Origin of the sequence: Pseudomonas sp. B20(2017), from assembly GCF_002113125.1 — a bacterium.
Classification (GTDB): Bacteria; Pseudomonadota; Gammaproteobacteria; order Pseudomonadales; family Pseudomonadaceae; genus Aquipseudomonas.
In genome coordinates this window covers 169,313-195,509 of the sequence record NZ_NEJP01000012.1, presented here as the reverse complement: position 1 = coordinate 195,509, position 26,197 = coordinate 169,313, and the positions used below count along the sequence as shown (strand labels likewise).

Here is a 26,197-nt window from a genome sequence, read left to right as displayed (position 1 = left end):
GGTGACATCTCCGAACCACGGGGGCAATGCAACGTTTCCATTTTGCTGTTGAGGCCGCTCTATCGCTCGGTCGCCAGGCCTTAGTGACTCTAGGGCGTCGCAGCGCGAAGCCGATGAGGTGACCGACAATCAACGCGCTGCCGGACGCGGCTGCACTCCGAATTGTGCAACGATGTGCGTACCCAACTCCTCAATAACCTCAGCCGCATGGCGCTTGCCGTATTTGAGATTGAGAATAACGTGGTCTACACCGATATCCTCAAGCGACTCCAGCAAAAAACGTAGATGGTAACGTCCCAACCTGAAACCCAAATGGATACGTGTGGGTGGCGTGGACGGATTCTCATCGAGATCGATGTACAGCGACTGAGTAAAGGGCTTGTACACAGAGCCACATTGCCTGGTGACCTCCAGCCGCCAATCTTCCACGACCAGCCGCTGCATGTTCGGAATGCGTGGATAGTTGATCCATCCGTTGCTCTCACGCGCGATCCAATCCAGTGACTGGCGACTGTTGCCGGTAACGAACATTGGAATAAATTGGGTGGTGGGTTTCGGAATCAGGTCTGCGCCTTGCATTTCACCAGTGCTCCAGTGGATGGGCTCAAAACTGGTGCTGTGGGCGCAGCGAATCACCTCGTAGTGTTCTCGAAAGATCTCTCCACGCTTTTCGGGATCGACGCCAAACGCCGAAAACTCCACTGGCCGATCTCCCGAAGCAACCCCCAGAATCAAGCGACCAGTGCTCAACTGATCGACGCTGGCTGACGCCTTGGCCGTGTGCAGGGGATGGTGCAGCGGGATGGCGATGGAGGCGGTGCCAAGTGCAATCTCCGAGGTATGGGCGGCCATATAACCCAGGTAAACCCAGGGGTCGAAGATTTGGCCGACATCGCCGAAGCCAGGGTCGCGAAGCGGCACGTCGCGAAACCAGAGCGCGCAGAAGCCCAGCGCCTCGGCTTGTTTAGCCAGTGTGACTTGGTTGAGCATGCTCGGAGTGTCCCCGTCGAACGCCTCCATGGGAAAGAATAATCCAAGGCTCAAATGCCCCTGAGTAAAGGTTCGGCTGAACCCTCGATGCTGCTGGTAAGGAATCGTGCTCGGCCGATACATACGGATTGACCTCATGGTAGAACGTGAACAGCGCCCCCGTTTCCAGAGGTGCTGCGGCATCGGTCGCTTTTGAACGACAGGTAGGGGACTGGGTCTGGCTTTTACCCGCTGCGCCGTACTGCTGGTCGTGTGGACCTGATTCAGGGGCCAATTGCTGGCGAAAAACGCGGGTTGGTCCGGGTGGGTGATAAGCGAACGGTCAAAGGAAGTCAGATCTCTCGGCTCAATACCACCAACTGGGCAAGGCGCTCGAGGAATCATTCTATAAGCGTAGGCGGTTTTGCAGCTATCCGCCATATTCATACAATTGAGTGTCCGCTTGCTTCCACTCGCGGCCGGTAGATACCGTAGCGAGCTATGTGGAATCAGGACTGATCCCATCAGCAATGTCGTAGCCCCATCGGAATTAACGCTTTTGACCGATTTTTTCTTGGTCTCAAACGAGGATGATTACTGCACGTGCAGTTGCGACTTGCGCCTGACCAGACACAAGTCGGGAGAGTGTGTCGCAGAGCATTTACGCATGGCCTTGGAGCGCGTCATAGAAGGCCCGTTACTGAAAAGCTGACGACTATACGGTCGGAACCGTTCCGCCATCGATCACATGTTCCGAGCCTGCTACTGAGGCGGCGCGTGGCGACACGAGAAAAGTAATGAAGTCCGCTACTTCCTGCGGTTTGGCAGGGCGGCCCACGGCAATTCCGCCGAGCCAGTCCATAATCAGTTTTTTGCCACCCTCGTAGTCCGTGTCGTGTTCACGCGCCATGCGCTCGGCGAACTCAACCGACGCCTCGGTCTCGATCCAGCCCGGCGAGACACTCAAGACGCGCACTCCCTTCGGCGTAACTTCCTTCGACAGGGACTTGCTGTAAGTCGAGAGGGCCCCCTTCGCCGCAGCGTAAGCGGTCGTAGACGTCCAGAGTGGAAGGATGCGCTGGATCGAGCTCACGTGCAGTACGACTCCTGCGCCTTTTGCTAGCATTCCCGGCACCAGTGCACGATCCAGGCGCACCGCAGACATGAAGTTGAGGTTCAGTTCATTGAACCAGACGGCGTCATCGAGGACTGCGAAACCACCGACCGGAGCGGTCGAGCCTCCAAGGTTGTTGATCAGGATGTCGACGATGCCCCAGTGCTTCTCGACCGCATTAACCAGCTTGGCCACCCCTTCAGCAGTCGACAAGTCGGTCGTTACGTAGGTCACGCCCTGCACTGGCGTCTCCGGGGCAGAGCGTGAGGATGTCATCACCTTTGCGCCGGCATCCTGCAAACTCTTGACGAGGGCAGCGCCAAGGCCCTTGGTGCCGCCAGTGACCAAGGCGTGCTTGCCTTTCAATTCGAGGTCGAAACTCATACGTTGATTTCCAGCAAATAGATCAGGCCACGATCGAGGCCGAAGCGGTAGGTCAGGTTGGTGGGGCTCCCGGGGAAGTCGCCAGTGACCTTGGCGCGGACGACGTGATATCCATCGTCGTCTCCTATGTCGAACGGCTCGGTCGTGGCGTTGTATTTGACCGATGCCGCGCCTAGGAAGGCAGTGATGGACTGGACGCCTTTGTACGTCTGGCCATCGTCCTTCAGGATGGCATCAGCTTTGAAGCACTGTGCCAACGCTTCCGGGTTTTGTTCGGACGCGAAGTATTTAGTGATGGGTTCAGGAAGCATCAGGGTGTGCATGTTCTTGGCTTCAATTAGTGACTGAAGCTCCATGATGCACGCTGCTGTTTGATCAGAGAATATTCTATAAATCGTATAGGTTATGTAGAGTCGCGTGCATATGCAGCGGCCGGATCGCCGTCGGTGAACGCCTAGTCAGGATTGGTTGAACAGTCCTCGATCCAGCAGACAGTCGATGAAGGCACTTAGGAGGGCGGGTTGATGCTGCCTGTTCGGGTAATACAGGAAAAGCCCTGGCCGCGTGATCGACCAGTCGGCAAGTACCTGGGTCAGCCGCCCCTGCGCAAGTAGCTCGCTCACACCGTCCTGCTCGAAGTGATAGGCAATCCCAAGTCCATCCAGCGCGGCGGCAATGCCGATGTCGGCGTGATTTGTGACAACCGGCCCATCGACAGCGATTTCCATGCGCTGCTCACGCTTCTCGAACTCCCATCTATAACGTCTACCTTCCATCTGCAGTCGCCAATTGATACAGGCATGCTGGTGCAGATCGGCGGGTGAGCTAGGTGTGCCGTGACGCGCAAGGTAGTCGGGAGACGCCACCACGACCATATTCATGTCCGGTGTCAGGCGAATGGCGACCATGTCCTTCTCGAGTTGCCTTCCCACGCGGATGCCTGCGTCGAAGCGGTCAGTGACGATATCGGCCAGCGCATCATCAACCACTATGTCGAGCAAGATATCGGGATGAGCTTTATGAAAGCGTGCAAGGCGTGGCGCAATGATCGTTCGAGCGCCGATTCCAAGGGTGTTGATGCGCAGGGTACCACTCATCCGCCCTGCAGCCTCGCTGGCTTCGGCAACGGCTACGTCCATCTCTCGAAACAAAGGGGCCAGACGGTGATACAGCTGCTCGCCGCTTGCCGACGGCGCGACACTGCGGGTGGTGCGATTGAGAAGGCGGCTGCCAATGCGGCTTTCCAACTGGCGAATGGTCTGGCTGAGCGCTGAAGGCGATAGGCCGAGGTATTCTGCTGCTCTAACGAAACTCTGCCGCTCGACAACCGCGATAAATGCTTTGAGCTCGGAAAATTCAGATCCACGCATTCTATGCTGATATCTACATTATAAAATTTCATTATAGAGTTGCTTTTAAACAAATAAAATTGCACCTGCGCTCCCGCAGTTACAGTGGCCGCTCCGCAGCGCTGTTTGCATGAATGGCGCTGTGCACGATTAAGCCGGGAATCGAATTGCTGGCCCTGAGTTACAGCGCTGTAAGCATCGTAGTGCTCGCTTGCATGTTCCAATAATCGGAGCAGGGGCTAGGATGTGCTTCAGCTTTCATTCGGGTTCCCCGATAACGACCTGAACCATTCGGCATAAGGGGAATTCGTGACCAACTGCCGGTTGAGATCTGGACTTCCATCCGCCCACCAGACAGGCCCCCGTTCCCCAAGCGCTACTTTGGCCGCTTGTACTTTTGCCCGAGCGCGCTTCGTTTGCGACGCGTCTTGCGAACCCTTTGCGTTCTTGACCTCTCGTCGAGCTGCCATAAGCGCACCGACAAGACGCTGGCGAACATCTTCATCCAATGATGGGTTGGAACATCGCCACAGCTGCCCTTTGACAACAAAGTAACGACCGTCAGGTGTCACTGGATGCATTCCGATCTCCGATCCTTCAAAGCGTACTCCTTCAGGAAACTCAGGAAGGGCGGCTACCTCAATTTTCGGAGAGGAAGGCGATGAGCTTGTTTGACACCCAGCAGTATTCCCAGAATTAGCACTGCGCCTGCCGCCAAGAGTACTGGATATGGATGCTTACCTGACATCCAGTCGCCCTTGACTCCTTGTTGCTCGCTTGACCGAGCAGGTGGATGTTCTAACGACGATGCAGTATGACTGCTCGGATTGGGAGTGGGATCGACGTCTGCCCTATACAGCATTTCGTTCAGCGGCAAACGCGAACCGTCTGTAAGGATCAGGGTGAGGTCTTCGACACTGCCGGCAAGTCGATTGGGAAATACCGGCTCCCCCTTGGGATCAAGCTCATCGTAATAAAACTGCTTTCCTTCCAGCCAACCTATGGCTGTCATCAATTCGGCGCCCAGGTAATATTTCCCGTCCAGGAAGAAACCAGGGAAATGTCGTGTGCGTTCGAGACTCGCTACGACGTAGCGCTCGCCCGCCTTCATACCGGTTGCTGGGTCGATCATGATGAAATCCTCAGTTTCGCTGGTGTTGCGATAGAGGATCGGGGCTGGCGTAATGTTCCATCGGGATGACTGAAAGGCGATTGCCCAAATAGCCACGGTCAGTAAGTCGATAAATCAACGTGCGTCGATTCAAAGCAGAGTGTTTACCTCGCTGGATGCTTCGGGGACGAGCTGGATTGGGTAGCTCCCAGCGAGGCGAACAGAGATAGGCTAGTTCAGTTGCTGCGCGCGCGGTGCCGCCTGGGCGGCAAAATCTCGCGCAGAAAGACTTCGTCGCGTTTTGCGCATCCTTCGTGGCTCGGATCAGTTCATCGAGTTTCAGGTGCAGAATATCGTTATCCCGATTCTGGGTGTTCTGGATGAGGAACACCATCAGGAACGTGATGATCGTTGTGGACGTGTTGATGATCAGTTTCGATGTGCTCCATCCACAAGCTCCGGAATACGGATAGCGGTTGAGCGCGGCGATCCGTCAAAGGTTTGTATTCGATACGGAACCACCGACGACTGGCGGCAATTCGCCCCAGCGAGGTCAAAAGAAAACCGTCGGTCGCCGTTAGTGCAAACAAATTGCAATTACTCGCTCGGGATTCGCTTCAGATGTCTGTGGGCTCGCATTCGACCTTTTTCGAGTGGGCATCGAGCCTCGCCTGACCTGAGGAGATTTGTAATGTTTCTACATAACAAGCGACTTCAATACACCGTTCGCGTCGCTGAGCCCAATCCAGGCTTGGCCAATCTGCTACTTGAGCAGTTTGGCGGCGCCCAAGGGGAGCTCGCGGCGGCATCGCGGTACTTCACACAAGCGCTGGCCGAAGATGACCCAGGTCGCAAAGATCTGTTGATGGACATTGCGACAGAGGAGCTGAGCCATCTCGAAATTGTCGGCTCCATCATCGTCATGTTGAACAAAGGCGCGAAAGGCCGAATGGCCGAAGGCGTCGAAGAGGAGGGTGAGCTGTATCGGGCCATCAATGGTGCTGGCAACGATTCGCACATCACCAGTCTGCTGTATGGCGCCGGCGCGCCGTTGACCAACTCCGCCGGTGTGCCGTGGTCGGCAGCCTATGTCGATACAATCGGTGAGCCGACGGCCGACTTCCGTTCCAATATCGCCGCCGAAGCCCGCGCAAAAATCGTCTATGAGCGGCTGATGAACGTGACAGACGATCCTGGGGTTAAAGAGGCCCTGGGCTTCCTGATGACTCGTGAAATAGCGCATCAGCTGTCCTTCGAGAAAGCCTTGCACGCAATCCAGCCAAACTTCCCGCAAGGCAAGCTTCCTGGCATGCCGGAGTTCACCAACGTGTACTTCAACATGTCCCAAGGGGAGGGCAGCGCCCGTGGTCCATGGAACCAGGGTGATGACTGGGAGTTTGTGGAAAACCCTGCGCCTGCCGTGGATGGCGGGGATGGCACGGCCAGCGTCCAGCTCAGCGCTGAAGAAGATGCGCTGCTGCTGGACATGAAGGCCCGGACCCTCTCCGATCCGGACAGTAATCCCATCACCGGCGCCGATCTGGGTGCGGGTGTTCAGGGTCAACCAGAGGCTTGACGATCAGTGCCGCACGCCGCAACGGCGTGCGGTTTTTTCGATGTAATCCGAGGTACATGACATGAATTCGAATGCCGGTATTTTCAGCGTTGGTTTGGCGCAAGCCTTGTCTGATCGGTTTAACGCAACCGCTGCATCCTATGATCGGACCGCGATGCGGATCACCCGAACATTGCGCCAATCCGCTACCAGCCTCCATGGGAAACAATCGACTCAACGATAGGAGGCGGCATGCCACTTTCCTCAGCGTCTGCGAGAACCCCGCTACGCACTTGGTGGGGGTTAGCGTCCCGCGGCGGCTGGCCCGCAATGCTGTTCTGGACGACCCTCCTGCTGGTCACCGCGCTGTTGTTGATTAGCGGTTACTCCGCGCTGGTAGGGGCTGAAAAGGAGAATTTGCGCCTGGCAGCGTTGGGAGGATTGTCTGGATTCGCGGCGACTGCACTGGGTGCAGTGGTGGCGATCGTCCTTCGTGATATCAGCTCGCGTACCCAGGACATCATGCTGGGATTTGCCGCCGGCATGATGCTGGCAGCCAGCTCTTTTTCCTTGATTCTTCCTGGCATTGAGGCCGCTCAGACACTGTGTGGTAACCAGCTACTAGCCGCCTGCGTTGTTGTGTTCGGGCAGGCCTTGGGGGTTGCGCTGATGATCGGACTGGATCGGTTCGTCCCCCACGAGCACCAGGAAAGCGGCAGGCGGGGGCCCGACTCCCAACGAATTAATCGCGTATGGCTGTTCGTCCTGGCGATCACCTTGCACAACCTGCCCGAAGGCATGGCGATTGGCGTCAGCTTTGCCAATGGCGACATGAAGGTGGGTTTGCCGTTGACCACTGCTATTGCCATTCAGGACATCCCGGAGGGGCTTGCCGTGGCGTTGGCTTTGCGGGTTACCGGCATATCGGCATGGAGGGCGGCGCTGATCGCCGTGGGGTCCGGCTTGATGGAGCCTTTGGGCGCAATCGTGGGCCTGGGTGTATCGAGCGGTTTTGCCTTGGGCTATCCAGTCGCATTGGGCTTGGCCGCCGGCGCGATGATCTTCGTGGTGTCGCACGAGGTAATTCCTGAGACGCACCGCAACGGCCATGAGACGCCTGCGACCTTGGGTTTGATGCTCGGCTTCGGCGTGATGATGTTCCTCGATACGGCGTTGGGTTAGCCGGGTGCCCCTCATCCGTGGATGGAGAATCTCTTTGAACGCCTGCCCGATGGGCTGGGTCAGCATTCTTGAACATCACAACGTGGATGCCTTTACGGCCACCACGCCCCTTGAAAATTAGCGACCAGAAGGAAGTTAGAAATGGCTAGGAAAACTGTTGAAGACCTGTTCATTCATGAGCTCTCCGATGTTTACAGTGCTGAGAAACAGATCACCAAAGCGTTGCCGCGCTTGGCACGGGCCGCGACCAATCCACTGCTCGCCGACGCGTTTACCTCACATCTTGAAGAAACCCAAGGTCAAATCGAGCGTATTGATCAACTCGTCGAGCTAACAGGCCTGAAGCTCAAGCGCATGAAGTGCGTGGCGATGGAAGGCTTGGTCGAAGAGTCCAAAGAGTTGCTGGATGAAATCGACAAAGGCGCGGTGCTGGACGCGGCGCTGATCGGTGCGGCGCAGAAAGTCGAGCACTACGAGATCGCCAGTTACGGCACACTGATTGCGATGGCCAAGCACCTGAAACTCAACGACGCCGTTGCATTGCTACAAGCGACCCTCGCTGAGGAGAAAGGCGCCGACGAGAAGCTGACGAAGATCGCTGAGCAAGGTGATAACCAAGCGGCAACCCTCGAAAAATGACGTTTGAAAAGTAGGTCGGAGGCAGCCCACGGCGTCTACGGACGCCGGGGCATTTTCAGACTATGCCGACCGTCGCTTACCAATGTCTGTTCGCCCAAACGATACGAACAATGGAGATGCATCATGCAAGCCGAATATTTTTGGATCGCCTGCGCAATCATTCTTTTGCTGCTTGATCTATGGGCAATGAACAGCGTTATGAGAAGCGATACATCCTCAGGGACAAAGGCTGGCTGGACGGCGCTGATATTCCTGGCCCCATTGCTGGGGGTGGTGATCTGGGGTGTGGCCGGGCCACGCGGCGTCGCTAAAGGGCCATCCTCACCCGAACACAGCAAAGGATGATCGGGCTCTACGGGCCTTTTGGGGGGTAGTGCGTTTTGCCACGGATTCTGACTTCACAGACCAGCGAAGCGGAGCTGAATGCTCACAATGCCAAAATGTTTGGCTCACCCAAGGAGCGTTTGGATTTCTACCGTCGGGAGATTCATTACGAGACGGCCATTTTAGCCAATCGAACTGATGCCTACTTGGCGGCCCAGTCCTTTTTGGTGATCGCTTTTGCGTCCTGTATGGGCAATCTCAACCCTGAATGGGGCAAGCTGTTCACCCTGTTTGTGCCTCCCTTTCTCGCGCTGCTGGGTTTGTTGAGTACGCTCAACGCGTGGCCGGGTATTAGGGCGGCTTACGACATCATTGATCACTGGTATTACAAACAGAGTGAGCTGCTGCGCAGCGAGCCAGTGATGGGCATGGCGTATGACGAATCGCCGTTGTTCTGCGAACGGGAATCCACTCATAAGGGCTACCGCAAGGCGTTGCTCTTCTCGGTGCGCACGCCTTGGATTTTCGCGACGTTCTGGATCGTACTGGGTCTCTGGTCGATCGCAATCCAGATCACGGATCCCTTTGGTTAAGTCGCCTGTACTCACCGGCGATTTGCGGAACATCCTGAGCGCAGGCTTCGCGGGTTTCGAAAGGGTTACCAAATCCGCGTCGCAACAGGTCCAAGGCCAAGCGTCAGTACTTCGCATTTTGGGTGAGCGAATGACGTGTGACTTAGGCTGCCTGTGCAGTGGGTATTCATTGGTGTACAGATTGGTCTGACCATGGAACCTCCTCACGCTCATAAGCTAAGTAGCGATCCGTGGCTGAAAAATTCCTTTGTTCGTCCCTCAACGTTTTCCGCTCTTTCACGATCGACAACATTCCTTCTGGTCGACTGCAGTGAACTGTCCCTGATCTCGTAGGCTCAACAGTCAAACGGTGCCCGAGAGTGCTCGCTATGAACAGCTGCAGTAATGTTTTTTCTCCAGCACAGGAAGCCAAACTCAGGGCCTATGAGCGTTGGCATAGGGCGCTGGATGATTGCTCGCTGCGAATGGACTGTCCGGACGCTTACCACGAGGAACTCCTACGACAGGCTGATGAAATGGATCGGCTGGATATTGTGACTTGGCAGGAGTGGCGTGAGCTGCGAATAAGGGCAGACGAGGTGTATCTGCAAGCGGTCGCGGGTGTTGACTACCATGACAGGCAGGGAAAAGTGCATGTCCACGGCTGAGGTCACGGTGTTCTATTTACGCCAACAATCGTTGCGACTAACAACGGCTGAATCGTGCACCGCCGGCAAAATCATCACGCTTCTGTCAGAGGTCGAAGGCAGTGGCGAGTTGATCGAGAGCGGGTATGTGGTCTATTCGCCGGAAGCGAAACAGCGCTTACTGAATGTCAGCCCCAAAACCATTGAGACGTTCAACCTCACCAGCTGTGAGGTGGCACGAGAAATGGCAGTTGGAGCATTGCGCGACAGCCCTGCCACTGTTGCATTGGCCACCACCGGTATTCTAGGGCCCGACGATGTCGATGGTATTCCGGCTGGAACAATCTGTTTTGCTTGGGCTTTCCAGACGAATCAGGGGCCGAGTGTATTCACCCGCCAGCTCCGTTTTTTTGGCACTCGCTGTGAAGTGCAGCTGCTGGCGGCCGAGCACGCATTAGAGGCACTCGCTCATTTCCATCAACGGGCGCTGACCGGCGAGCGAGCCTGAGGACAGTTGGCATGGATGAGCATCAGCGTTCTGACTACGAAAGCCGCAAGCACCCGGTATGTGAGGACATGCCCTATCAACTGAAAGTTTGGCGGTTTGAACGATGGGGTTGGTATGCCCTGGTCGCAGTGGTGCTCATGGCGCTGTTAGGCGTGTTTTCGCGCGGGCCACTTAGCGCTCGGGTGGTCCACAGCGCCGACGGCAGATTATCTGCACACTATGAGATCTTTCACCGCAACGGATCGACCAACCCAATGAAGATCGCTGTCAGCGGTCGGCCTGACTCGCAGGTAGAGATCGAGCTTTCAGGTGACTTTCTCGAGGGTTTCAGCATAGAAAGCATGCAGCCTGAGCCCGTTAAATCGGTCAGCATCGGGGACGGTCTCAAGGTATGGCTGCAAACGGATCCTCAGGGACGGGCGACGCTTCATCTGACGCTGCGAGGTGATGGCCTGGGAGGTTACACCAGCCGTCTTTCAATGCCGGGATCTTCGACGGTGAACGTTACCCAATATATTTTCCCGTAGGTGCGCTATGGACTCTGTGTTACGCGCGGCCGCCATGTATGTGGCGTTGATGATTCTTTTCAAAATTGCGGGTCGGCGTTCATTAGCGGAATTGACGACCTTTGATTTTGTGCTGCTCATGATCATCGGTGAGGCGACGCAGCAAGCGTTGCTTGGAGACGACTTTTCGCTGACCAACTCCATCGTCGTCATCGTCACGCTGATTGCCGTTGATGTCGGACTGTCGCTTTTGAAACGACGTTCCTCGTTCGTCTCACGACTCATTGATGGCGAACCTACGGTTCTCGTCGAGCATGGCAAGATCCTTTATGAACGCTTGCGTCATGCGCGCTTGATTGAAGCTGACCTCATGGAGGCTGCACGCTCCAGTCAGGGCATCGAGACAGTGGAAGAAATCAAATTTGCGATATTGGAGCGAAACGGAAAGATTTCAGTGATACCCCGGGACCACTGACAGCAAACTCCTGGGTGTTTCCCTCGACACAGTCTTGCCCTTTCGCTCTCTCGAAAAAGCAACGTAGTCATGGGGATCAATGGACTTAATGGATTGGCCACCCCCCTCAAGTCAGGGCAGACCACCGTGAAGAATTCCGCGAGTAGCGGGGCAACTTTATGCCATGTGGTATGCGTTCAAGGGTGCCCACGGAGTAAGAGCAGCGGGGGGGCCGCGCCACCTGAACGAACGCGTAACGCAGCTTCTGGCAACTCGATCATTTCGAGCTGGAAGTTTCCGAACATAATCGTGCTCTTGAAACTCTAGTCGAGGTTGGTCAACGCTCCAGCCAATGACAAAGCGCTCCTGAGGCGCTGTCGCGACCCGCTAATGCGCTTTCATGACGCATCCTTGTTGTTTAAGTTCCGAGTCCCGCGCCTTCCACGGCTCGCCTGTAATTCATGGTCGCTCGCTCAATCATCGCTCTACGTTCTTCTCGAGTGATAAATCCCTCCTCGCAATACTCCTCGGCGAGCCGCAACAGTTCGTCGTACTGCTCGGGAGCGCTCATTCGAATTTCGGGATGATCGAATAACCGCTGCCATGCTTCCAATGCGTGCGCTTTTCTATCTTCATACATGATGTGACCCTCTGTATTGATCAGTGGAGGGGCGTTTCAGGTTTGCGGTTCACCGCAAGCGACGAATGGGAAGAGAACTAAGCCGGTACTCTTTACGCTCAGACAAAAGTTCGCTTGCAAACATGGACGCCGAACTGTCCGCTGCCTGGAAGGCACGAGTGGTTGTGCTATCTGGTCGTATCGCGAAAAAATCCCAGGACGTAGCCTCAGAAAATCGTCCAGGCAGCCCGCGGTCCCATTTGTGACTGCGTTATCACTTGGTGACAGACATGACCGATAACCTTCAGAACCGTGGGCCAAAAGACCGTGACCGCATCAGGCGATTGGCGACATGGAGCAGACACTGATGTTGATCGCCGAGGCAACCGGCAAGCTTCGCAAGCTCTAAGGTTCACGTTAGACCGATCAGCCCCTCTTGGGCTTCGTCGCAATCAGATACTCCACCAGGCTACGCGTGGTCTGCGATAATGACGAGTAAGGCGGGCGGTGACTCAAGGTCCGTACCTGTTGACGACGTTCTCTTGGAGAGGTCTCTCATGCGAGACAATATCGACGGTGCTGGATGGTCTCGTGCGCGAAAATGTGATCGCCCAATTGGCGAACCTGCGCACACATCCCTCCGTGGCTCTCGCGCTGGAGCAAGGACGTTTGAATCTTCATGGATGGGTGTACGACATTGAGGCAGGTGAAGCCCTCGAGCGGGAAGAAGGACGCAAGTTTTTCGATCACGACCTCTTCTCCACGCCCCTTCTTTTAACCAACAGGCCTATGTGGCCAATACCGTAGCGTTGTCATCGTGCTCCGGCAAAGGCAAAGCGCTATTGCCAGGCGTCAGAATGACCTTGCGGCAATCCTCTTCTTTTTTATCGAAAATTTTATATCCCTCTGGAGCCTGTTCCAGCGACATACGGTGGCTGATGATGACTTCCGGCGAGAGGCGGCCGGCCTCGATGTGCTGGAGGAGCTCTGGCAGGAATCGATGCACATGGGTCTGGCCCATTTTGAAGGTCAGCCCCTTGTCAAAGGCGTCCCCAAAAAGGAATCCATGTATGAATCCGGAATAGACGCCAGGAACACTCACGATGCCGCCACGTCTGACGGCTGCAATACACTGACGTAGCGCTTTGCCGCTGCTGCCCTCAAGCTTGAGGGTCGCGAGGACGGTTTCCGTCGTGCTGCCTTTGGCTTCAAACCCGACAGCATCCACGACGCCATCGACGCCCCGCATTCCTTTGGTTTGCCGAATGATCGTATCTGCCGGGTCATCGTCTTCATCGAAGTTGATTGGAATGACACCGTATGTTTTCTGCGCGTAAGCCAAGCGATAGGGGTGGTGATCCACCATGAAAATCTGCTCGGCACCAAGCATCCTTGCACAGGCTGCGCTCAACAAACCGACGGGGCCCGCACCATAGATCGCGACGCTGGAGCCGCTACCAATCCCAGCGTTCGTCACAGCCTGGTACGCAGTCGGGAGAATGTCGGAAAGGAAAAGAACCTTTTCATCCGCCAGCGTCCCCGGCACTTTGAACGGCCCGGTGTTGGCTTTCGGAACGCGCACGTATTCGGCCTGTCCGCCAGGCACCCCTCCGTACATATGACTGAAGCCAAACAGGGCCGCACCGGGTGGAATCGCCTTTTTATTGATGATCGCGCCCCGTCCCGTATTGGTTGTTTCGCACGCCGCGAAAAGATCCATTGAGCAGAAGAAGCAGCTACCGCAGGCAATGACAAAGGGAATGACCACCCGGTCGCCCGGTTGCACGGCGGTCACCGACGAGCCTGCCTCCTCGACGATTCCCATGAATTCATGACCGAAGATATCGCCATGCTCGACGGTCGGGATTTTTCCTCGATAAAGGTGGAGGTCAGATCCGCAGATCGCGGTTGCCGTCACCCGAAGAATGATGTCGTCGCTCTGCTCGATGACCGGATCGGGAACGGTGTCGACTTTGACGCTGTGTGCGCCGTGATACGTCAGTGCTCTCATGGCGTCCTACTCCTACTTCCGCTGGATGTAAGGGGGAGAGGGCGCATACAGCGTGTAAGTTCATAGTGAAAGAGGTGGAAGTGACTAGCGGTTGATGGTGCGTGCACCCCGCAATTTTTTAAACCTATTGGAGAAGGAAGGTGTCGACAGCTGGAGTCGGTACCTTAGGAAACTGGAAGGTAAAGTTTATGATCGGTGTTGTGATACCTGCCCACGATGAAGAGCGCCATATCAGCGCTTGTCTTTCCTCCGTTTTGTTCGCGGCTCAGCATCCCGGGTTGGCAGGCCAGTCCGTCTCGATAGTCGTCGTTTTAGATGATTGCTCCGATCAAACCGATGAGGTGGTGTCGGGATTCGGCGTCAGCAGAATTGAGGTCGCTTTTCAGAACGTGGGCAAAGCTAGAGCTTTCGGGGCAGATTATTTGTTGGCCGCCGGTGTGAAGTGGCTGGCCTTCACTGATGCCGACTCCGTCGTGCCAGACGATTGGCTGGTGCGTCAGCTTGAGTTCAAGGCTGATGCGGTCTGTGGGACAGTCGAGGTGGACAGCTGGGCTCACCATGACGATGTGGTTCGCTCAAAGTACATGGAGCTGTATCAGTTCGTCGAGAACCACCGGCACATCCACGGCGCCAATCTAGGCATCAGTGCTGATGCGTACCGGAGTGCCGGCGGGTTTCAACATCTCACTGCACACGAGGATGTTCATTTAGTTGCTGACCTCAAAAGGGTTGGTGCTCACATTGTCTGGACGGCGACGAATCCGGTGATTACCAGCGCCCGTAAGGATTTCAAATGTCGCGGAGGATTTGGCGAGTATCTTAGCAGTCTGGGTCACTCACTGGGATTGCCTACCCTTGATCCACAGGTGAGCGCCGGCGTCTCTCTTTAACCGGACGCCTGTACGGGAGGGATGAATGTGGAGTACGTCGATTGGTTGCAATGGCCAGCCATGGTGGTGACGGTAGCCTCTGCCTGGTTTATTGGCTCACAACGAGCCTATCGGCGGATGATCGCTTTTTGGGGGTTTATATTCAGGTGCCTATCAGATCGTTATCGCTCCACGGCGACGCATTTGATCTCCACAAGAAGACCAGGCCGAGCCAGTTCACTGACACCGATGCACGTCCATGCACAAGTGCTCCTAGGAAAGACTTGGTCCTTCACGCGCCGAAAGAGCGGCATGTGACGGTGCATTTCGACATGGTACGTTGTCATTTCGACAACATCTTCAAAGGTGCAGCCACCGGCTTCCAAGACCAGTCGGAGATTGTCCCAGGCTGCCAAAAACTGCTGCTCAGGGTCTTCGATGACGGTTAATTCCGGCGTCCTGCCTACCTGACCAGCGCAGTAAAGCGTTTTTCCTACTTTTACAGCTGGTGCATAACCAGCCTGCTCGGAGAGCATTCTCATGCCAACTGGGACAATAATCAGACGATCAGTCATGGGAGTGGAGACCAATTGTAAACGGATAAGGAAACTAACCCTGCTGCCAGAGCGGAGTCCACTCGGGTCACTCCACTCTCATCGATTAAATTCGGCAGGGGCATTAGGCTGACGCTTGCGATTGTGCTTGTGAGAGGTTGATTAAAACGGCGTCCCCGATCGACACGAAAAGCATGTACAAGGTTCGTTGCTGATCATACACATTTGGGGTCTGGTTGCCTTTGATGCTCGCCTAGTAGTCAACCTCGATGGCGTCGTCCTCACCCTGAAATATTTCTGCGTAAAGTCGAGCAACTGTCGGCGTGAGGTTGTGAACGGAAGGAATCAAGAAGTCCGAGAGAGGTGCGAGTCGCTTTACGTAAATGACTTCGTAAACCCTGCGCACGGTTCCAGGCTCTATTTCTTCTCGGTCGAAACCCGGCATTATCCCTACGGCTTTGTAACCTGAGTGCTCCAATGCTTGCTGCATATACGAAGCGCTCGTTGTGGCCATGCCATAGATCAAACCTGCACCCATAAACGTGCCCATTTTTTCTCCCAACTCTTGGGCAGCGATCGCCAGTCTTGTCTGTCTATGAGGCTTAGCTACCGCACCCACGCGCCCGAAGAGAACATCAGCGCCGTCGATTTTCTCCCACGTTGCTATGGCGACAATTTCATGGTTCCGGCGAACCACGCTCGCAAATACGTCACGCTCCAGTTTGCCTTCCACTACCACATTGTCTGTATAAAATTGTCGGTCCAGAAACTGGCTTCCCAACCCTACCGAGATGGAGGGAAACCACGTACGGAAAAAATCAATCGCGACATCAATCTCCTCGAGCTTCAGGTAATCCCACGTGTAGCCAGAGGGCAAAACAGTAAAACTGCGAACGTGATCGATCGTTGGCCATTTCATGTACGTTCCTCGTTTTGGTCGTCTAAGTGCGTCTTGGAGGGGAAAGCGTTTTCACCCCTGAGGGCCAGCGTTCGCGCAGAGTTGCTGGCCATGCCTGACCGCAAACTGTCTATGACGCTCGACTACTTCGTTGATGACAAACTGCATCAACCTCTGCACCAATGCCGTATCCAGACTGGCTTGACGGGCGAGAGCTGTTAGACGTTCGTATTGGTACTGCTCTCTGGTCTCGTCGACGGCGGGCAATTGATGTTGAGCTTTGAGCAAGCCGATCTCGTCGGTACATCGGAACCGTTCAGCGAGCATGTGGATGAGTGCGGCGTCTATATTGTCGATGGTTTGTCTGAATGCTGTGAGTTGACGCGTGATCTCGGACTGTTCCATGGATGACCTCGTGGCCGCTGTAAAAAAAGGAGGCGTGGCTGTAACCCCGCCTTGGACTCTTCAGGGTTGGACGGAGACCCTGAGCAAGCGCTTCACGCGGGATCGGGCAGGCTCAACGAGGTTTCCAGCCAGTGCGTGACGACCTTGAACACCGAATCTGAATTGCGTTCGTAGATCAATCCGTGGCCATTGCCGTGAATACCCAATCTCGGTAAATCCAAGTGCTGAATGTTGGCACCCGCATTTCGCAGGAAAGCGACGATGCCGGATGCGTAAGAAGCAAACGTCGATGTCTCACCTGTCAACAACGCTATCGGAACACCCCGCAGTCCGGGGATTCTCAGGGTTACTGGATCTGCTGTGCGGACCTGCTCAGGCGTCTCGCGAGGTGGATCGAAGGTCAGGGGGGCGGCGGTCAGTCCCCACTCGAGGCTGCCTATGCCCGGTGTGTGGCCAAATACCGGCCCCATAGGTTCCACCGCCACAATCCCTGCGATCAGGTCGGGTCGACGATCGGCGATCAACCAGCCACTGGGCCCGGAAGCGGAATGCGTAACAATGATGGCCTTGCCGATTCTATCGAGCAGTTCGGCCAGTCGATCCGCATCCAGGGTCTGTGAGGCCGCAAGGTCCGCCGGCATGGGGCCGTAAGCTGCGATGAAGGCGTCAAACGCCGCGTTGTCATCCGACTCAAAAGGCCATTGCGTTTCTCCACCCCCCTCTGGAAAGTAAACTTCGCGGGCGCGCTCATAGGAAAACGCCGGTCCCATCGCCCCCATGATGTCGGGGTGATACGGTGATCGCCCGTGGCCTGGCCTGTCGACGCGAAAGACCACGAATCCTGCTTCGACGAACCGCTGGGCCCAGCCCGGGCGACCATCGGGTGTATCCAGCCATTCGGTTCCCTGCAGCGTGCCCCCGTGCACCAGGACCACGGGGTAGGGCTGGGTGATGTGCTCAGGGGATTCCCAGGCTACGTACATCGGACCCTTTTGGTAGTTTTTATCGTTATGGGTTACGCGGGCACCGGTCACCCAGAAGTTGCCACGTCTAGAGCATTTTACCGGTGCGGTTCGCCAGGGTGGCTCGGCATGATCGGTTGGACGGGCCACGGTCTGCGTAGCGAAAACCGACCAGTCTTTTTCCCCGTCTCCCAGAGCTACCGCCGAGGTCATTTTCGATCGCACAGCATCCGCCGCGGGGAGTACCAGGCTCTTGCGACGTCCCGCATCAATCGCCAGGTTGATATCCTTGAGGCCAAGAGACAGTTTGAAACCCGGTTCAAAACGTCTGTTCACGATGTTCTGCCCATAGCGCTGATAAGGAGCGCTGGCGAACAGCGTCTGGGTCATCAGGGAGACAAAAATCGAGGGGTTCAATCCATAGCGTTGAACGAGTTCGGTTGCATCGCCCAGCGACTGGATGGCATGGGTGATCATCATGTTGCCGGCGATTTTCGCGATGCACGCCTGTTCAGGTTGATCGCCCAGGTACCAGGTCTTTTTCCCAAGCAGGTCAAACAACGGTTGAACCGTCGAGACAGCGGCCAGCGATCCGGCCGCCAGGATATTCAACTCGCCGTTGGCCGCCACGGCGGGCACGCCGAATACCGGCGCCGCGATCAATTCCATGCCGATTACATCATGCACGCCCTGCAACTCCACCATGAGCGAAGGCGACAAGGTTGACATCACGACATGCACGCAAGCCTTGCCTGCATGTTCCAGGGCTGCGCTGGACAGCAGCACTTCCCTGAAGGCGGCATCATCGGCCAGCAGACTGATGACGACCTCTTGCTGAAATGCCGCGGCTGGCGATCCGAGAACGCTGATGCCTTCAAGATCCCTGATCACCGCAGGACTGCGATTCCAGGCCGAAACGTGATGGCCAGCCCGGACGAGCAACGGAATGATCGCTCTGCCCATGCTTCCCACACCGATAAAACCAATCTTCATGTCCAGTCCTCGGTTGATGTGTCGACGAAGGTGAATGCAGACCAGTATGTCGGGCGCGGGATTGCTACGGCACTGCCATTCCTGCACTCTCACCGTTCACATTTGTACGGGGTAGAGCATGGACTGGAGTGATGTGCGGGTCTTTCTCGCGATTGCCCGCAGCGGGTCATTGGGCGCTGCCGCCAAGCAATTGGGTGTCAGTCACCCGACCGTGGGGCGGCGCTTGCAGGTGCTTGAACAGTCCAGTGGCCAGCCCATTTTCCTGCGAACCACCCAAGGGCTGGTACTCACCGACAGCGGAGAGAAACTACTCAGCCTGGCGCAGGACATGGAGCAAAGTGCGTTGGCTATCGAAAGGCGCCTTGCGGGCGACAGCGCACAGCCGGAAGGTGTGTTGCGCATTTCTTGCGCAGACTGGTTCGCCTGTTATGTGTTGGCCCCGGTCCTGAATGAATTGGGGCGACGTTATCCACTGATCGTGCCCGAGGTCATCGCGGGGCATCGATTGTTTGACCTGGCTCGTCGCGATGCCGACATTGCGTTTCGGATCGTTCCGTTCACTGAGCCCGACATTGTTCACCGCAAGCTGATCTCCCTGAGTTATGGGTTATACGCAGCCATCGGATCTGCTGACCCCAAACCACTGGGCGACGGGCTTGGTCTGATTACCATGAGTGTGGCTCAGTCTCATTATCCCGATGTGCAGTGGCTGCAGCAGCGCTACCCTCTGGCGCGTACCGTGTTTACCAGCAGCAGCCGCACGGTGCAGGCGCAAATGTGCGTGCAAGGGCAGGGCGTGGCGGTATTGCCCCGCGCTCTGGGCGACCAGTTGCCGGCGCTGCGGCTGGTTGATCCGCACGAGCCGCCACCGGGCCGCGACATATGGATGGGCTACCACCAGGACATGCGTCAGATGGACAGCCTTCGTGCGCTTGCCGACCTCGCTTCCAGCATGATCGGCCATCAGGCAGGGGGCTGACTCACTCTGTCGGGTGCATGATCGCCGCTGGCAGCTCTGCCGCAGGTTGACGCGCCAGAGTAAGGCTCAGTCCCGCGCCTACCGCCAGGCAGGCCGCGATGCAGAGTATGGAGACGATGAAGGCGTGAGTGATGGAAGCCGCGTCCGTATCCGTGCCCAGAAGGGTGTAGAAAATCCCGCCGATTATCGCCACGCTCAGTGACGTGCTGATTTGCAGGGTGGAACTGGTAATGCCCGCGATCATGCCGGAATACGCAGGTGCCACGCGTCCTGTGATCATGCGCATCAATGTCGGAAGGGCCAATCCTTGTCCGAAACCGATCAGAAACAGTATGACGGCAAGCGGCAGCACAGCCGGGCTGACGGACATCGGCGTATGCGTCACGAGCCAGGCCAAGAGCACGAATCCCAACACTTCAAGCCCCATCCCGACCGGATTGACGTAGGCTCCCAGAAAGCGCCTGAATTGAGGAGTAGAGAGCGGTCCCAGCAAAAATCCCGCGCCGAAAGGAAGAAAGACGAGGCCTGCATTGAGTGGGCTCGTATGCAGCGCGCCCTGTAAATAAATGGAAAACAGCAGGAAAAACACGCCGATCGCGTAAAAAGTCAGCGCAACGAGCAATGCCCGGCCCAACCCGGGCGTGCGCAGCGCGGCAGGATTCAGCAACGGTGCGCCTTGCGTTTGATGCAAACGGGCTTCGTAGCGCCAGAACAGCCAGCCCAGCAGCGGCACTGCCGCCAGCGACAGCCAGGCCCACAGAGGCCACCCCGCTTCACGCCCCTCGATCAGTGGAACGATCAGAGCCGCAAGCGTCACCATGGACAGTACCGTTCCCCCCAGATCCAGCTTGCTTTTCTGTGGTGCGCGGGTTTCCTTGACCACGGGAATGGCAATCAGAATGACCAGCAACGCAATCGGCAAATTCACCAGAAATATCGCCCGCCAACCCAGATTCATCAGGTTAAGCGATATCAATATTCCGCCAAGTGCCTGGCCGACCACCGAAGCCAAGCCAAAAACCGCACCATACAGGCTCAGGGCCAAAGGCTTTTCGGACTCGGGGAATATGGCCTGCACCGACGCGAGTGCCTGGGGCGCCATCACCGCTGCCGTCACGCCTTGCAGCGAACGTCCGGCGATCAACATCCAAGGTGACTCGGCGACGCCGCAGATCAGTGAGGCAACTGCGAAACCAACCAGGCCAAGGAAAAACATTCTCATGCGGCCAAAGATGTCACCCAGCCGCCCACCGGTGATCAGTGTCACGGCATAGAGCGCTGCATACGAAGAGATGATCAACTGTTCGGCGGAGGAGGCCGTGTCCAGCGATTGCTGAATGGACGGCAGTGCTACGTTGACAATGAAAAAATCCAGCGGCGGCAAAAACGCACCGACCAACAAGATGGCGAACATCAACCAGCGCCGCGGTTCCGGGTGAGCGATTTTTGTCTGAGGCATAAGGTCTCCTTCCTGAAACCCTCGGGTTCCAGAATATTCTCGATTGCGGGTCATGCTCTGAATCAGCTGACCTCAATCTAAACGGTTAAACCTTCGCTGACGCCTCACATAATTGAACGACCAATGTTCATTTATGGCAGTGCCGCTAAGCCCCTGAGTCCACTCAAAATAGCCGAACAGTGGTTCCAATCGAGCCACCACCGCAGAGTGAGGAGTCAGATATGTCAGGTAAATTCGCTGATCAGGTTGCAGTCGTCACCGGCGCATCCACCGGGATCGGATTTGCGATTGCCCAAGGTTTGATTACCGAGGGCGCCAAGCGTGTTTACATTACGGGGCGCTCGGCAGCCACGCTGGAGGCGGCGGTGGCGAAGCTGGGCGACAGAGCCGTCGCGGTCATCTCCGATGTCGCTCGTCAGGCTGATCTCGATAAGCTCAAAGCGACGATTGAAGCGCGCAACGATCGGTTGGACTCAGTGTTCGCCAACGCCGGTATCTGCGAAAAAAACCCGCTGGGCGAGACCACCGAGGCGGCCTATTTCAACATGTTCGACATCAACGTGAAGGGGGTCTTTTTTACCGTACAAACGTTGATGCCGTTGTTGAAAAATGGCGCTTCGATCGTGTTGACGGCCTCTATCTGTTCCAGCAACGGGATGGAAGGACTGAGCCTATACAACGCATCCAAGGCCGCGGTGCGCTCCTTCGCCAGGACGTGGGCCAACGAACTCAAAGGTCGCAAGATTCGAACGAATGTTCTGAGCCCCGGCTTCACCCGCACGCCACTGATGGATAACGGCTTGAAGATGAGCGAAGGCGACATTGTCGCGCTGCGCCAACATGTCGAGCAGATCACTCCGCTGGGGTACATGGCCCAACCTGAAGAAATCGCCTCGTCGGCGCTGTTCCTTGCATCCGCCGATGCGAAATATGTCAACGGTGTGGAACTGATGGTCGACGGCGGCCTGTCGCAAATCTGAACACGTGCACAACCGTAGGGCAACCCTCGCAGAGGGTTGCCTCCCACGCTTTTGCGAAGCCTCTACAGGGAAACCTCATCATGAACATTGACGAACTGAGCGCCCGACTGGACGCCCTGGAAAGTCGTGCTGCCATCGAGTCGCTGATCAGCGCCTACGCCAATGCTTTCGACCGCATCGACGTTTCGCTTCTGAGCGCCATCTGGCACGAAGAGTCGACGCTGGATCTGCCGGGTTTCGGCCAGGCCGGAAACTGTGACGAAATCCTTCTTATGGCGCAAAACAGCTGGCGCCAGATGCCTCATATGCACCACTGGATGGCCAACCCTCTGATCGATATCAAGGGTGACAGCGCGGTGGGTACGGTGGCTGCGAATTGCCTGTTCCATGACATCGAAAAAGGCCCGGTGCAAGTCAGTGGGTTGTACCACGACAGGTTTGAACGCCGGGACGGAAAATGGGCGTTCCTGTCGCGTCGTTTTGAACTGCATTTCCTGACACCGTTGAAAGATTGGGAACCCTTGGCGGGCGAAGAAAAGTTTGCACCCGTCGAGCATCAGAGCTTGAGAAAGCCCTCTGAAAGTTGAGCTCCTCGTATGGCTTTCTGTGAGGGCGGTGCAAAAAAAGCCCCCCTCACCGATGTCGTTCAAGCTGCAGGAAATGAAAGCGAAAAACGGATAATTCCGGGCTTTGGCTGTTCGACACGCACCTGACCCGCATGCAGTTGCATGATTGCCACCACGATGGCGAGACCAAGGCCGTAGGAGTCGGAGTTCTGGTGGCGAGACGCATCACCACGGTAAAAGCGGTCGAAGAGTTTGCCCAGGGTTTCGTCGCTCAGCACAGGCCCTTGGTTCTCCACTTCGATCCGCGAACCGCCGTGAGTCTGCGTCACCCGCATCAGAATCTCGGTGCCCTCGTCGGCGTAGCGAATCGCGTTCGCCACCAGGTTGCTCAAGGCTCTGCGCAGCAGCAAGGCGTCAGCGAGCACGTTGCCACCGCCTGTTATCTGAAAGGTCATTCGCCGCTCTTCAGCCAAACCTTCAAAATAGTCGGCAATCCGTTGTGATTCGTCATGCAGCGACAGTTGCTGGCGCTCCACCACGGCTTGTGTTTCATCGGCGCGCGCCAGGAACAGAATGCTTTCGACGATGCGAGAGATCCGTTCGAGCTCTTCAAGGTTCGAAGCGATCAGTGCCTGATAGTCATCCTCGCTGCGGCGCTGCCGGAGGGCGACCTGACAATGCCCCATCAGCGATCCCACCGGCGTGCGGATTTCATGGGCAAGGTCAGCGGAAAATTGCGTCAATCGCTGATAGCCCTGAGCCAGGCGATCGAGCATCGCGTTATAGGCGTCACTGAGCTGCTGCAGTTCAACCGGCGTATCGGCGCTGTCCATGCGGCTGTGCAGACGCTCGGGTGTGATGGCTGCCGCATGGGCGGCCATTTTGCGCAATGGGCGCAGCCCTCGACGCAGCACCAGGTAACCCAGCAACGCGGTGGCAAGAAAGGCGAGGGCCAGATTTTGCGCCGTCGCAAGACCTCTTCAACCGATCCCCAACTCCCTGAAGGCTGAGATCCGTGAAGAAAGCTTGTATCGACGGTGAGTCGACAAGGGGCTATTACTGAGCAGCCTATAGTTTAGTAAGCAAATTAGCGAATGGGCGTGGTGCACGAGCCACTGGATAGCTTTTTGCCCTCAAAGTCTTTCGGGATGCACCGACCAAGTCTCTCGCAATCTGATACGGTTTTTTTTTGCGGATCTGAGTATGTTTTTTGTGATCGGGAGGGCTTTATAAAGTCTGCGACCGGAGTGCGAGTGGATTGCGCCCGGCCGCCCACTTTCAAGGCTCTTTGAAGATCGGATGGTCTCGGCAGTCTTGCGGAATCAATATGAATCCCCCTCGCACGAGCTATCACGGTACGGTTCTTTCCGAGTCTCGGCATGACATTCTCGGCATGATTGCATCCAATCATCAACTGAACGACATTCTTGCCGCCATCTGTTTGATGATTGACGCACAATATCCTGACACGCTTTGTTCGATATTGCTCACCGACGCAGAGGGTAAACATTTGCTTAACGGTGCGGCGCCTGGGCTACCGTCTGAATACAGTAAAGCGATCCATGGGATGCCGATCGGCCCTCACGAAGGTACCTGTGGCACTGCCGCGTTCCGGCGCGAGTTAGTCGTTACCGCAGACATTGCCCAGGATCCAAGTTGGGAGCGTTTTCGAAATCTCGCTCTGGGTCACAATCTGCGCGCCTGCTGGTCGTTGCCCTTATTCTCCCACCAGGGCTGCGTGCTTGGGACCTTCGCGCTGTACAAGGATCGAGCGAGTGGGCCAAACGACGCACAGATTCAACGGCTTACCTGCGCGGCGCAACTCGCAGTTATTGCGATCCGCCATGAGCGTGACGGGAAGCGTCTGGAGGAAAGTGAGCAACGTTTCCGATCATTGTTCACCTACAACCCCAACCCGGTCTTCGCCCTCGATCTGGCGGGCAATATCCAGAGTGTGAACCCGGCCGGTATGAAGTTAAAGCAGCACAGAGCTACCAGCGTCATTGGTCACCATTTTTCTCATATCGTGCTTGAAGACGACCTGGACTGGTTCGATCAGCATTTTGCTGCCGCGCGCTCCGGAGTGCCTCAGCGCTTTGAGGCGCGGGTTCGCGACGAGAATCAAAAACTGCTGACTATGGACATCTCTAACCTGCCGATCAGGGTTAACGGAGAGATTGTCGGGGTATTTAGCATTGCTCGAGACATCAGCGAACAGAAACATTTTGAACGCCAATTGAGTTTCAACGCCCGGCATGATCGGCTAACGGGTCTGCTTAACCGCGTTTCGCTTGAAGACCGGCTTATTGTGGATTGTCAGATCAGTCGTCGGCGCAAGCGTCATCTGGCGGTGATGTATATCGATCTGGATGGATTCAAATCCATCAACGACTTGATCGGACACTATTTCGGCGATCAGGTTTTGATTGAGGTGGCACAGCGTCTGACTCAACAGGTTCGCCCCGGCGATACCATCGTGCGCATGGGCGGTGATGAATTCATTGTTTTGCTGCCGTGCCTGCGTCGTGGTGAAGACGTTATACCCGTGGCCGAGCGCTTGATGGCCAGCATTGCCAAACCCTACTGCATCCAGGGTATTGACCTGCACGTGAGTGCAAGTGTCGGCATCACCTTGAGCGATGGTCACATAGAGCAACCGATGCAACTGATCCAGCAGGCTGACATGGCCATGTACAAAGCCAAGCAGCAAGGGCGCAACAACTTTCAGTGGTACACCAGCGATCTCAATCAGCGCGTTTGCGAGCATGCGACCCTGCGCAATGACCTGCAAAAGGCTATCGAGACTCAGTCGTTGCAACTGCATTACCAACCGCAGATAGACGCGCAAACTGGACGGGTAGTCGGGATCGAAGCGTTGCTACGTTGGCAGCATCCGAAAAAAGGATTTATCTCACCAGCGATATTTGTGCCGGTGGCAGAGGAAAGTGGTCAAATCATCCCGATGAGCCTTTGGGTGCTCGATACGGCATGCGCGCAGCTGCGCGAACTAGGCGAGCAGGGCCTCACCGGAATCTCGATGGCCGTGAATATTTCGCCGATGCATTTTCAGCGTGGTCATTTTGTCCAATGTGTCCAGGCTACCCTTGAGAGACATGGCCTGCGGGGGGAGCAGTTGGAGCTGGAGATCACCGAGTCGCTGCTGTTGCATAACGCTGAACAGGCGATCGACACGTTGCACCAGCTTAAAACGTTGGGGGTGCGCATTGCACTCGATGATTTCGGAACCGGGTTTTCCAGCCTCAGTTATCTCAAGCGTTTGCCCATCGACAAGATAAAGATTGACCGCTCTTTCATTCAGGAGATCGTAACCGACCCTCACGATGCTGCGATCACACAAGGCATTATTTCCATGGCTCATCACCTCAGCTTAACGGTGGTAGCCGAAGGCGTAGAAACTGCGTCGCAAGTGGAGTTCCTGAAGAGCAGCCGTTGCGATATTTTCCAGGGGTATTTCTTTGCCAAACCGATGCCTTACACGGAAATTGAAACGTTGCTGAATCACCCCGCGCACTCGCTTTGATTGGCAGCTCAGATGTTTTCGCGACGCAGATAGACTTGCGAAACCGC

27 protein-coding genes and 4 pseudogenes are annotated in these 26,197 nt (G+C 56.2%); 15 read left to right on the top strand and 16 right to left on the bottom strand.

Annotated features, from left to right (window positions below; all coding sequences use genetic code 11):
* Window positions 1-129: 129 nt before the first annotated feature.
* The 7 genes and pseudogenes from CAF63_RS18835 to CAF63_RS18805 form a co-directional block, all read right to left on the bottom strand.
* Complete coding sequence (locus tag CAF63_RS18835; protein ID WP_085687286.1) at window positions 130-1,113, bottom strand: LLM class oxidoreductase; 984 nt, start codon at window positions 1,111-1,113, stop codon at window positions 130-132.
* 571 nt (window positions 1,114-1,684) lie between these two features.
* Entirely contained in the window at window positions 1,685-2,467 is a 783-nt protein-coding gene (locus CAF63_RS18830; protein ID WP_085687284.1) for an SDR family oxidoreductase, read from the bottom strand.
* Window positions 2,464-2,790: a nuclear transport factor 2 family protein gene (locus tag CAF63_RS18825; RefSeq protein ID WP_085687282.1), complete on the bottom strand. Its 327-nt coding sequence runs from the start codon at window positions 2,788-2,790 to the stop codon at window positions 2,464-2,466. Before CAF63_RS18825 ends, CAF63_RS18830 begins: the two co-directional genes overlap by 4 nt.
* Before the next feature lie 135 nt (window positions 2,791-2,925).
* Window positions 2,926-3,837 carry a LysR family transcriptional regulator gene (locus CAF63_RS18820; protein ID WP_085687280.1) on the bottom strand — a complete coding sequence of 304 codons (912 nt, stop codon included), beginning with the start codon at window positions 3,835-3,837 and terminating at the stop codon, window positions 2,926-2,928.
* A 230-nt stretch (window positions 3,838-4,067) separates the two neighbouring features.
* On the bottom strand, window positions 4,068-4,397 hold the full coding sequence (locus CAF63_RS29050) for a hypothetical protein (RefSeq protein ID WP_085687278.1): 330 nt from the start codon (window positions 4,395-4,397) through the stop codon (window positions 4,068-4,070).
* Between the two features lie 53 nt (window positions 4,398-4,450).
* Window positions 4,451-4,948: a short chain dehydrogenase gene (locus CAF63_RS29320; protein ID WP_085687276.1), complete on the bottom strand. Its 498-nt coding sequence runs from the start codon at window positions 4,946-4,948 to the stop codon at window positions 4,451-4,453.
* Window positions 4,949-5,213: 265 nt separating this feature from the next.
* Window positions 5,214-5,369: pseudogene (locus CAF63_RS18805) on the bottom strand (low affinity iron permease family protein); the annotation flags it as partial.
* A gap of 249 nt (window positions 5,370-5,618) precedes the next feature.
* Here CAF63_RS18805 and CAF63_RS18800 point away from each other — a divergent pair.
* From CAF63_RS18800 to CAF63_RS18780, 5 genes are all read left to right on the top strand, one after another.
* The gene (locus CAF63_RS18800) at window positions 5,619-6,503 is read left to right on the top strand and encodes a manganese catalase family protein (protein WP_085687274.1); all 885 of its coding nucleotides are present in this window, start codon (window positions 5,619-5,621) and stop codon (window positions 6,501-6,503) included.
* 231 nt (window positions 6,504-6,734) lie between these two features.
* Window positions 6,735-7,664 (top strand): ZIP family metal transporter, encoded by a 930-nt coding sequence (locus CAF63_RS18795; protein WP_085687272.1) that lies wholly within the window; start codon window positions 6,735-6,737, stop codon window positions 7,662-7,664.
* A 141-nt stretch (window positions 7,665-7,805) separates the two neighbouring features.
* Window positions 7,806-8,303, top strand: a complete 498-nt coding sequence (locus CAF63_RS18790) for a ferritin-like domain-containing protein (RefSeq protein WP_085687270.1) — start codon at window positions 7,806-7,808, stop codon at window positions 8,301-8,303.
* A 123-nt stretch (window positions 8,304-8,426) separates the two neighbouring features.
* Window positions 8,427-8,648 (top strand): PLDc N-terminal domain-containing protein, encoded by a 222-nt coding sequence (locus CAF63_RS18785; RefSeq protein WP_085687268.1) that lies wholly within the window; start codon window positions 8,427-8,429, stop codon window positions 8,646-8,648.
* 35 nt (window positions 8,649-8,683) lie between these two features.
* Complete coding sequence (locus CAF63_RS18780) at window positions 8,684-9,220, top strand: hypothetical protein (RefSeq protein ID WP_085687266.1); 537 nt, start codon at window positions 8,684-8,686, stop codon at window positions 9,218-9,220.
* A 57-nt stretch (window positions 9,221-9,277) separates the two neighbouring features.
* On the opposite strand, the pseudogene CAF63_RS29315 reads toward CAF63_RS18780, so the two are convergent.
* A pseudogene (locus CAF63_RS29315) lies at window positions 9,278-9,433 on the bottom strand (DUF6555 family protein); the annotation flags it as partial.
* Window positions 9,434-9,588: 155 nt separating this feature from the next.
* Here CAF63_RS29315 and CAF63_RS18775 point away from each other — a divergent pair.
* From CAF63_RS18775 to CAF63_RS18760, 4 genes are read left to right on the top strand one after another with little or no spacing between them, the layout of a single operon-like run.
* Window positions 9,589-9,867 (top strand): hypothetical protein, encoded by a 279-nt coding sequence (locus CAF63_RS18775; protein WP_085687264.1) that lies wholly within the window; start codon window positions 9,589-9,591, stop codon window positions 9,865-9,867.
* Window positions 9,854-10,354: a CinA family protein gene (locus tag CAF63_RS18770; RefSeq protein ID WP_085687262.1), complete on the top strand. Its 501-nt coding sequence runs from the start codon at window positions 9,854-9,856 to the stop codon at window positions 10,352-10,354. The genes CAF63_RS18775 and CAF63_RS18770 overlap by 14 nt, the downstream gene beginning before the upstream one ends.
* An 11-nt stretch (window positions 10,355-10,365) precedes the next feature.
* Window positions 10,366-10,881 carry a hypothetical protein gene (locus CAF63_RS18765; protein ID WP_085687260.1) on the top strand — a complete coding sequence of 172 codons (516 nt, stop codon included), beginning with the start codon at window positions 10,366-10,368 and terminating at the stop codon, window positions 10,879-10,881.
* A gap of 7 nt (window positions 10,882-10,888) precedes the next feature.
* Window positions 10,889-11,335, top strand: coding sequence for a DUF421 domain-containing protein (locus tag CAF63_RS18760; protein WP_085687258.1), 447 nt, complete (start codon window positions 10,889-10,891; stop codon window positions 11,333-11,335).
* Between the two features lie 397 nt (window positions 11,336-11,732).
* Here CAF63_RS18760 and CAF63_RS18750 read toward each other — a convergent pair whose 3' ends face one another.
* Entirely contained in the window at window positions 11,733-11,954 is a 222-nt protein-coding gene (locus CAF63_RS18750) for a hypothetical protein (RefSeq protein ID WP_085687256.1), read from the bottom strand.
* A 558-nt stretch (window positions 11,955-12,512) separates the two neighbouring features.
* On the opposite strand from CAF63_RS18750, the pseudogene CAF63_RS29035 reads away from it, so the two are divergent.
* Window positions 12,513-12,740, top strand: a pseudogene (locus tag CAF63_RS29035) (carbonic anhydrase); the annotation flags it as partial.
* Here the strand turns inward: CAF63_RS29035 and CAF63_RS18740 are convergent.
* Window positions 12,721-13,944 (bottom strand): zinc-dependent alcohol dehydrogenase, encoded by a 1,224-nt coding sequence (locus CAF63_RS18740; RefSeq protein ID WP_085687254.1) that lies wholly within the window; start codon window positions 13,942-13,944, stop codon window positions 12,721-12,723. The pseudogene CAF63_RS29035 and the gene CAF63_RS18740 overlap by 20 nt on opposite strands.
* A 188-nt stretch (window positions 13,945-14,132) precedes the next feature.
* Here CAF63_RS18740 and CAF63_RS18735 point away from each other — a divergent pair, with 188 nt between their 5' ends.
* Window positions 14,133-14,834, top strand: coding sequence for a glycosyltransferase family 2 protein (locus tag CAF63_RS18735; RefSeq protein ID WP_085687252.1), 702 nt, complete (start codon window positions 14,133-14,135; stop codon window positions 14,832-14,834).
* A 161-nt stretch (window positions 14,835-14,995) separates the two neighbouring features.
* Here the strand turns inward: CAF63_RS18735 and CAF63_RS18730 are convergent, their stop codons facing one another.
* The 4 genes from CAF63_RS18730 to CAF63_RS29030 all read right to left on the bottom strand — a co-directional run bounded on the left by CAF63_RS18730 (window position 14,996) and on the right by CAF63_RS29030 (window position 18,625).
* Window positions 14,996-15,388, bottom strand: a complete 393-nt coding sequence (locus CAF63_RS18730; RefSeq protein ID WP_085687250.1) for a RidA family protein — start codon at window positions 15,386-15,388, stop codon at window positions 14,996-14,998.
* Window positions 15,389-15,620: 232 nt separating this feature from the next.
* Window positions 15,621-16,286 carry a hypothetical protein gene (locus tag CAF63_RS18725; RefSeq protein ID WP_085687248.1) on the bottom strand — a complete coding sequence of 222 codons (666 nt, stop codon included), beginning with the start codon at window positions 16,284-16,286 and terminating at the stop codon, window positions 15,621-15,623.
* A gap of 51 nt (window positions 16,287-16,337) precedes the next feature.
* Window positions 16,338-16,670: a chorismate mutase gene (locus CAF63_RS18720; RefSeq protein WP_085687246.1), complete on the bottom strand. Its 333-nt coding sequence runs from the start codon at window positions 16,668-16,670 to the stop codon at window positions 16,338-16,340.
* 92 nt (window positions 16,671-16,762) lie between these two features.
* A complete protein-coding gene (locus tag CAF63_RS29030) occupies window positions 16,763-18,625 on the bottom strand; it encodes an NAD(P)-binding domain-containing protein (RefSeq protein ID WP_256574529.1) in 1,863 nt (620 codons plus the stop codon).
* Window positions 18,626-18,743: 118 nt separating this feature from the next.
* Here CAF63_RS29030 and CAF63_RS18705 point away from each other — a divergent pair, with 118 nt between their 5' ends.
* Window positions 18,744-19,604 (top strand): LysR family transcriptional regulator, encoded by an 861-nt coding sequence (locus CAF63_RS18705; protein WP_085687244.1) that lies wholly within the window; start codon window positions 18,744-18,746, stop codon window positions 19,602-19,604.
* Window position 19,605: 1 nt separating this feature from the next.
* Here CAF63_RS18705 and CAF63_RS18700 read toward each other — a convergent pair whose 3' ends face one another.
* The gene (locus CAF63_RS18700) at window positions 19,606-21,063 is read right to left on the bottom strand and encodes an MFS transporter (protein WP_085687242.1); all 1,458 of its coding nucleotides are present in this window, start codon (window positions 21,061-21,063) and stop codon (window positions 19,606-19,608) included.
* Window positions 21,064-21,284: 221 nt separating this feature from the next.
* On the opposite strand from CAF63_RS18700, the gene CAF63_RS18695 reads away from it, so the two are divergent.
* Window positions 21,285-22,043: an SDR family oxidoreductase gene (locus CAF63_RS18695; protein ID WP_085687240.1), complete on the top strand. Its 759-nt coding sequence runs from the start codon at window positions 21,285-21,287 to the stop codon at window positions 22,041-22,043.
* Between the two features lie 80 nt (window positions 22,044-22,123).
* Entirely contained in the window at window positions 22,124-22,630 is a 507-nt protein-coding gene (locus CAF63_RS18690) for a nuclear transport factor 2 family protein (protein WP_085687238.1), read from the top strand.
* Window positions 22,631-22,689: 59 nt separating this feature from the next.
* Here CAF63_RS18690 and CAF63_RS18685 read toward each other — a convergent pair.
* A pseudogene (locus tag CAF63_RS18685) lies at window positions 22,690-23,565 on the bottom strand (heavy metal sensor histidine kinase); the annotation flags it as partial.
* 371 nt (window positions 23,566-23,936) lie between these two features.
* Between CAF63_RS18685 and CAF63_RS18680 the strand changes: the two are divergent.
* A complete protein-coding gene (locus CAF63_RS18680) occupies window positions 23,937-26,150 on the top strand; it encodes a bifunctional diguanylate cyclase/phosphodiesterase (protein WP_085687236.1) in 2,214 nt (737 codons plus the stop codon).
* The last annotated feature ends 47 nt before the right edge of the window (window positions 26,151-26,197 follow it).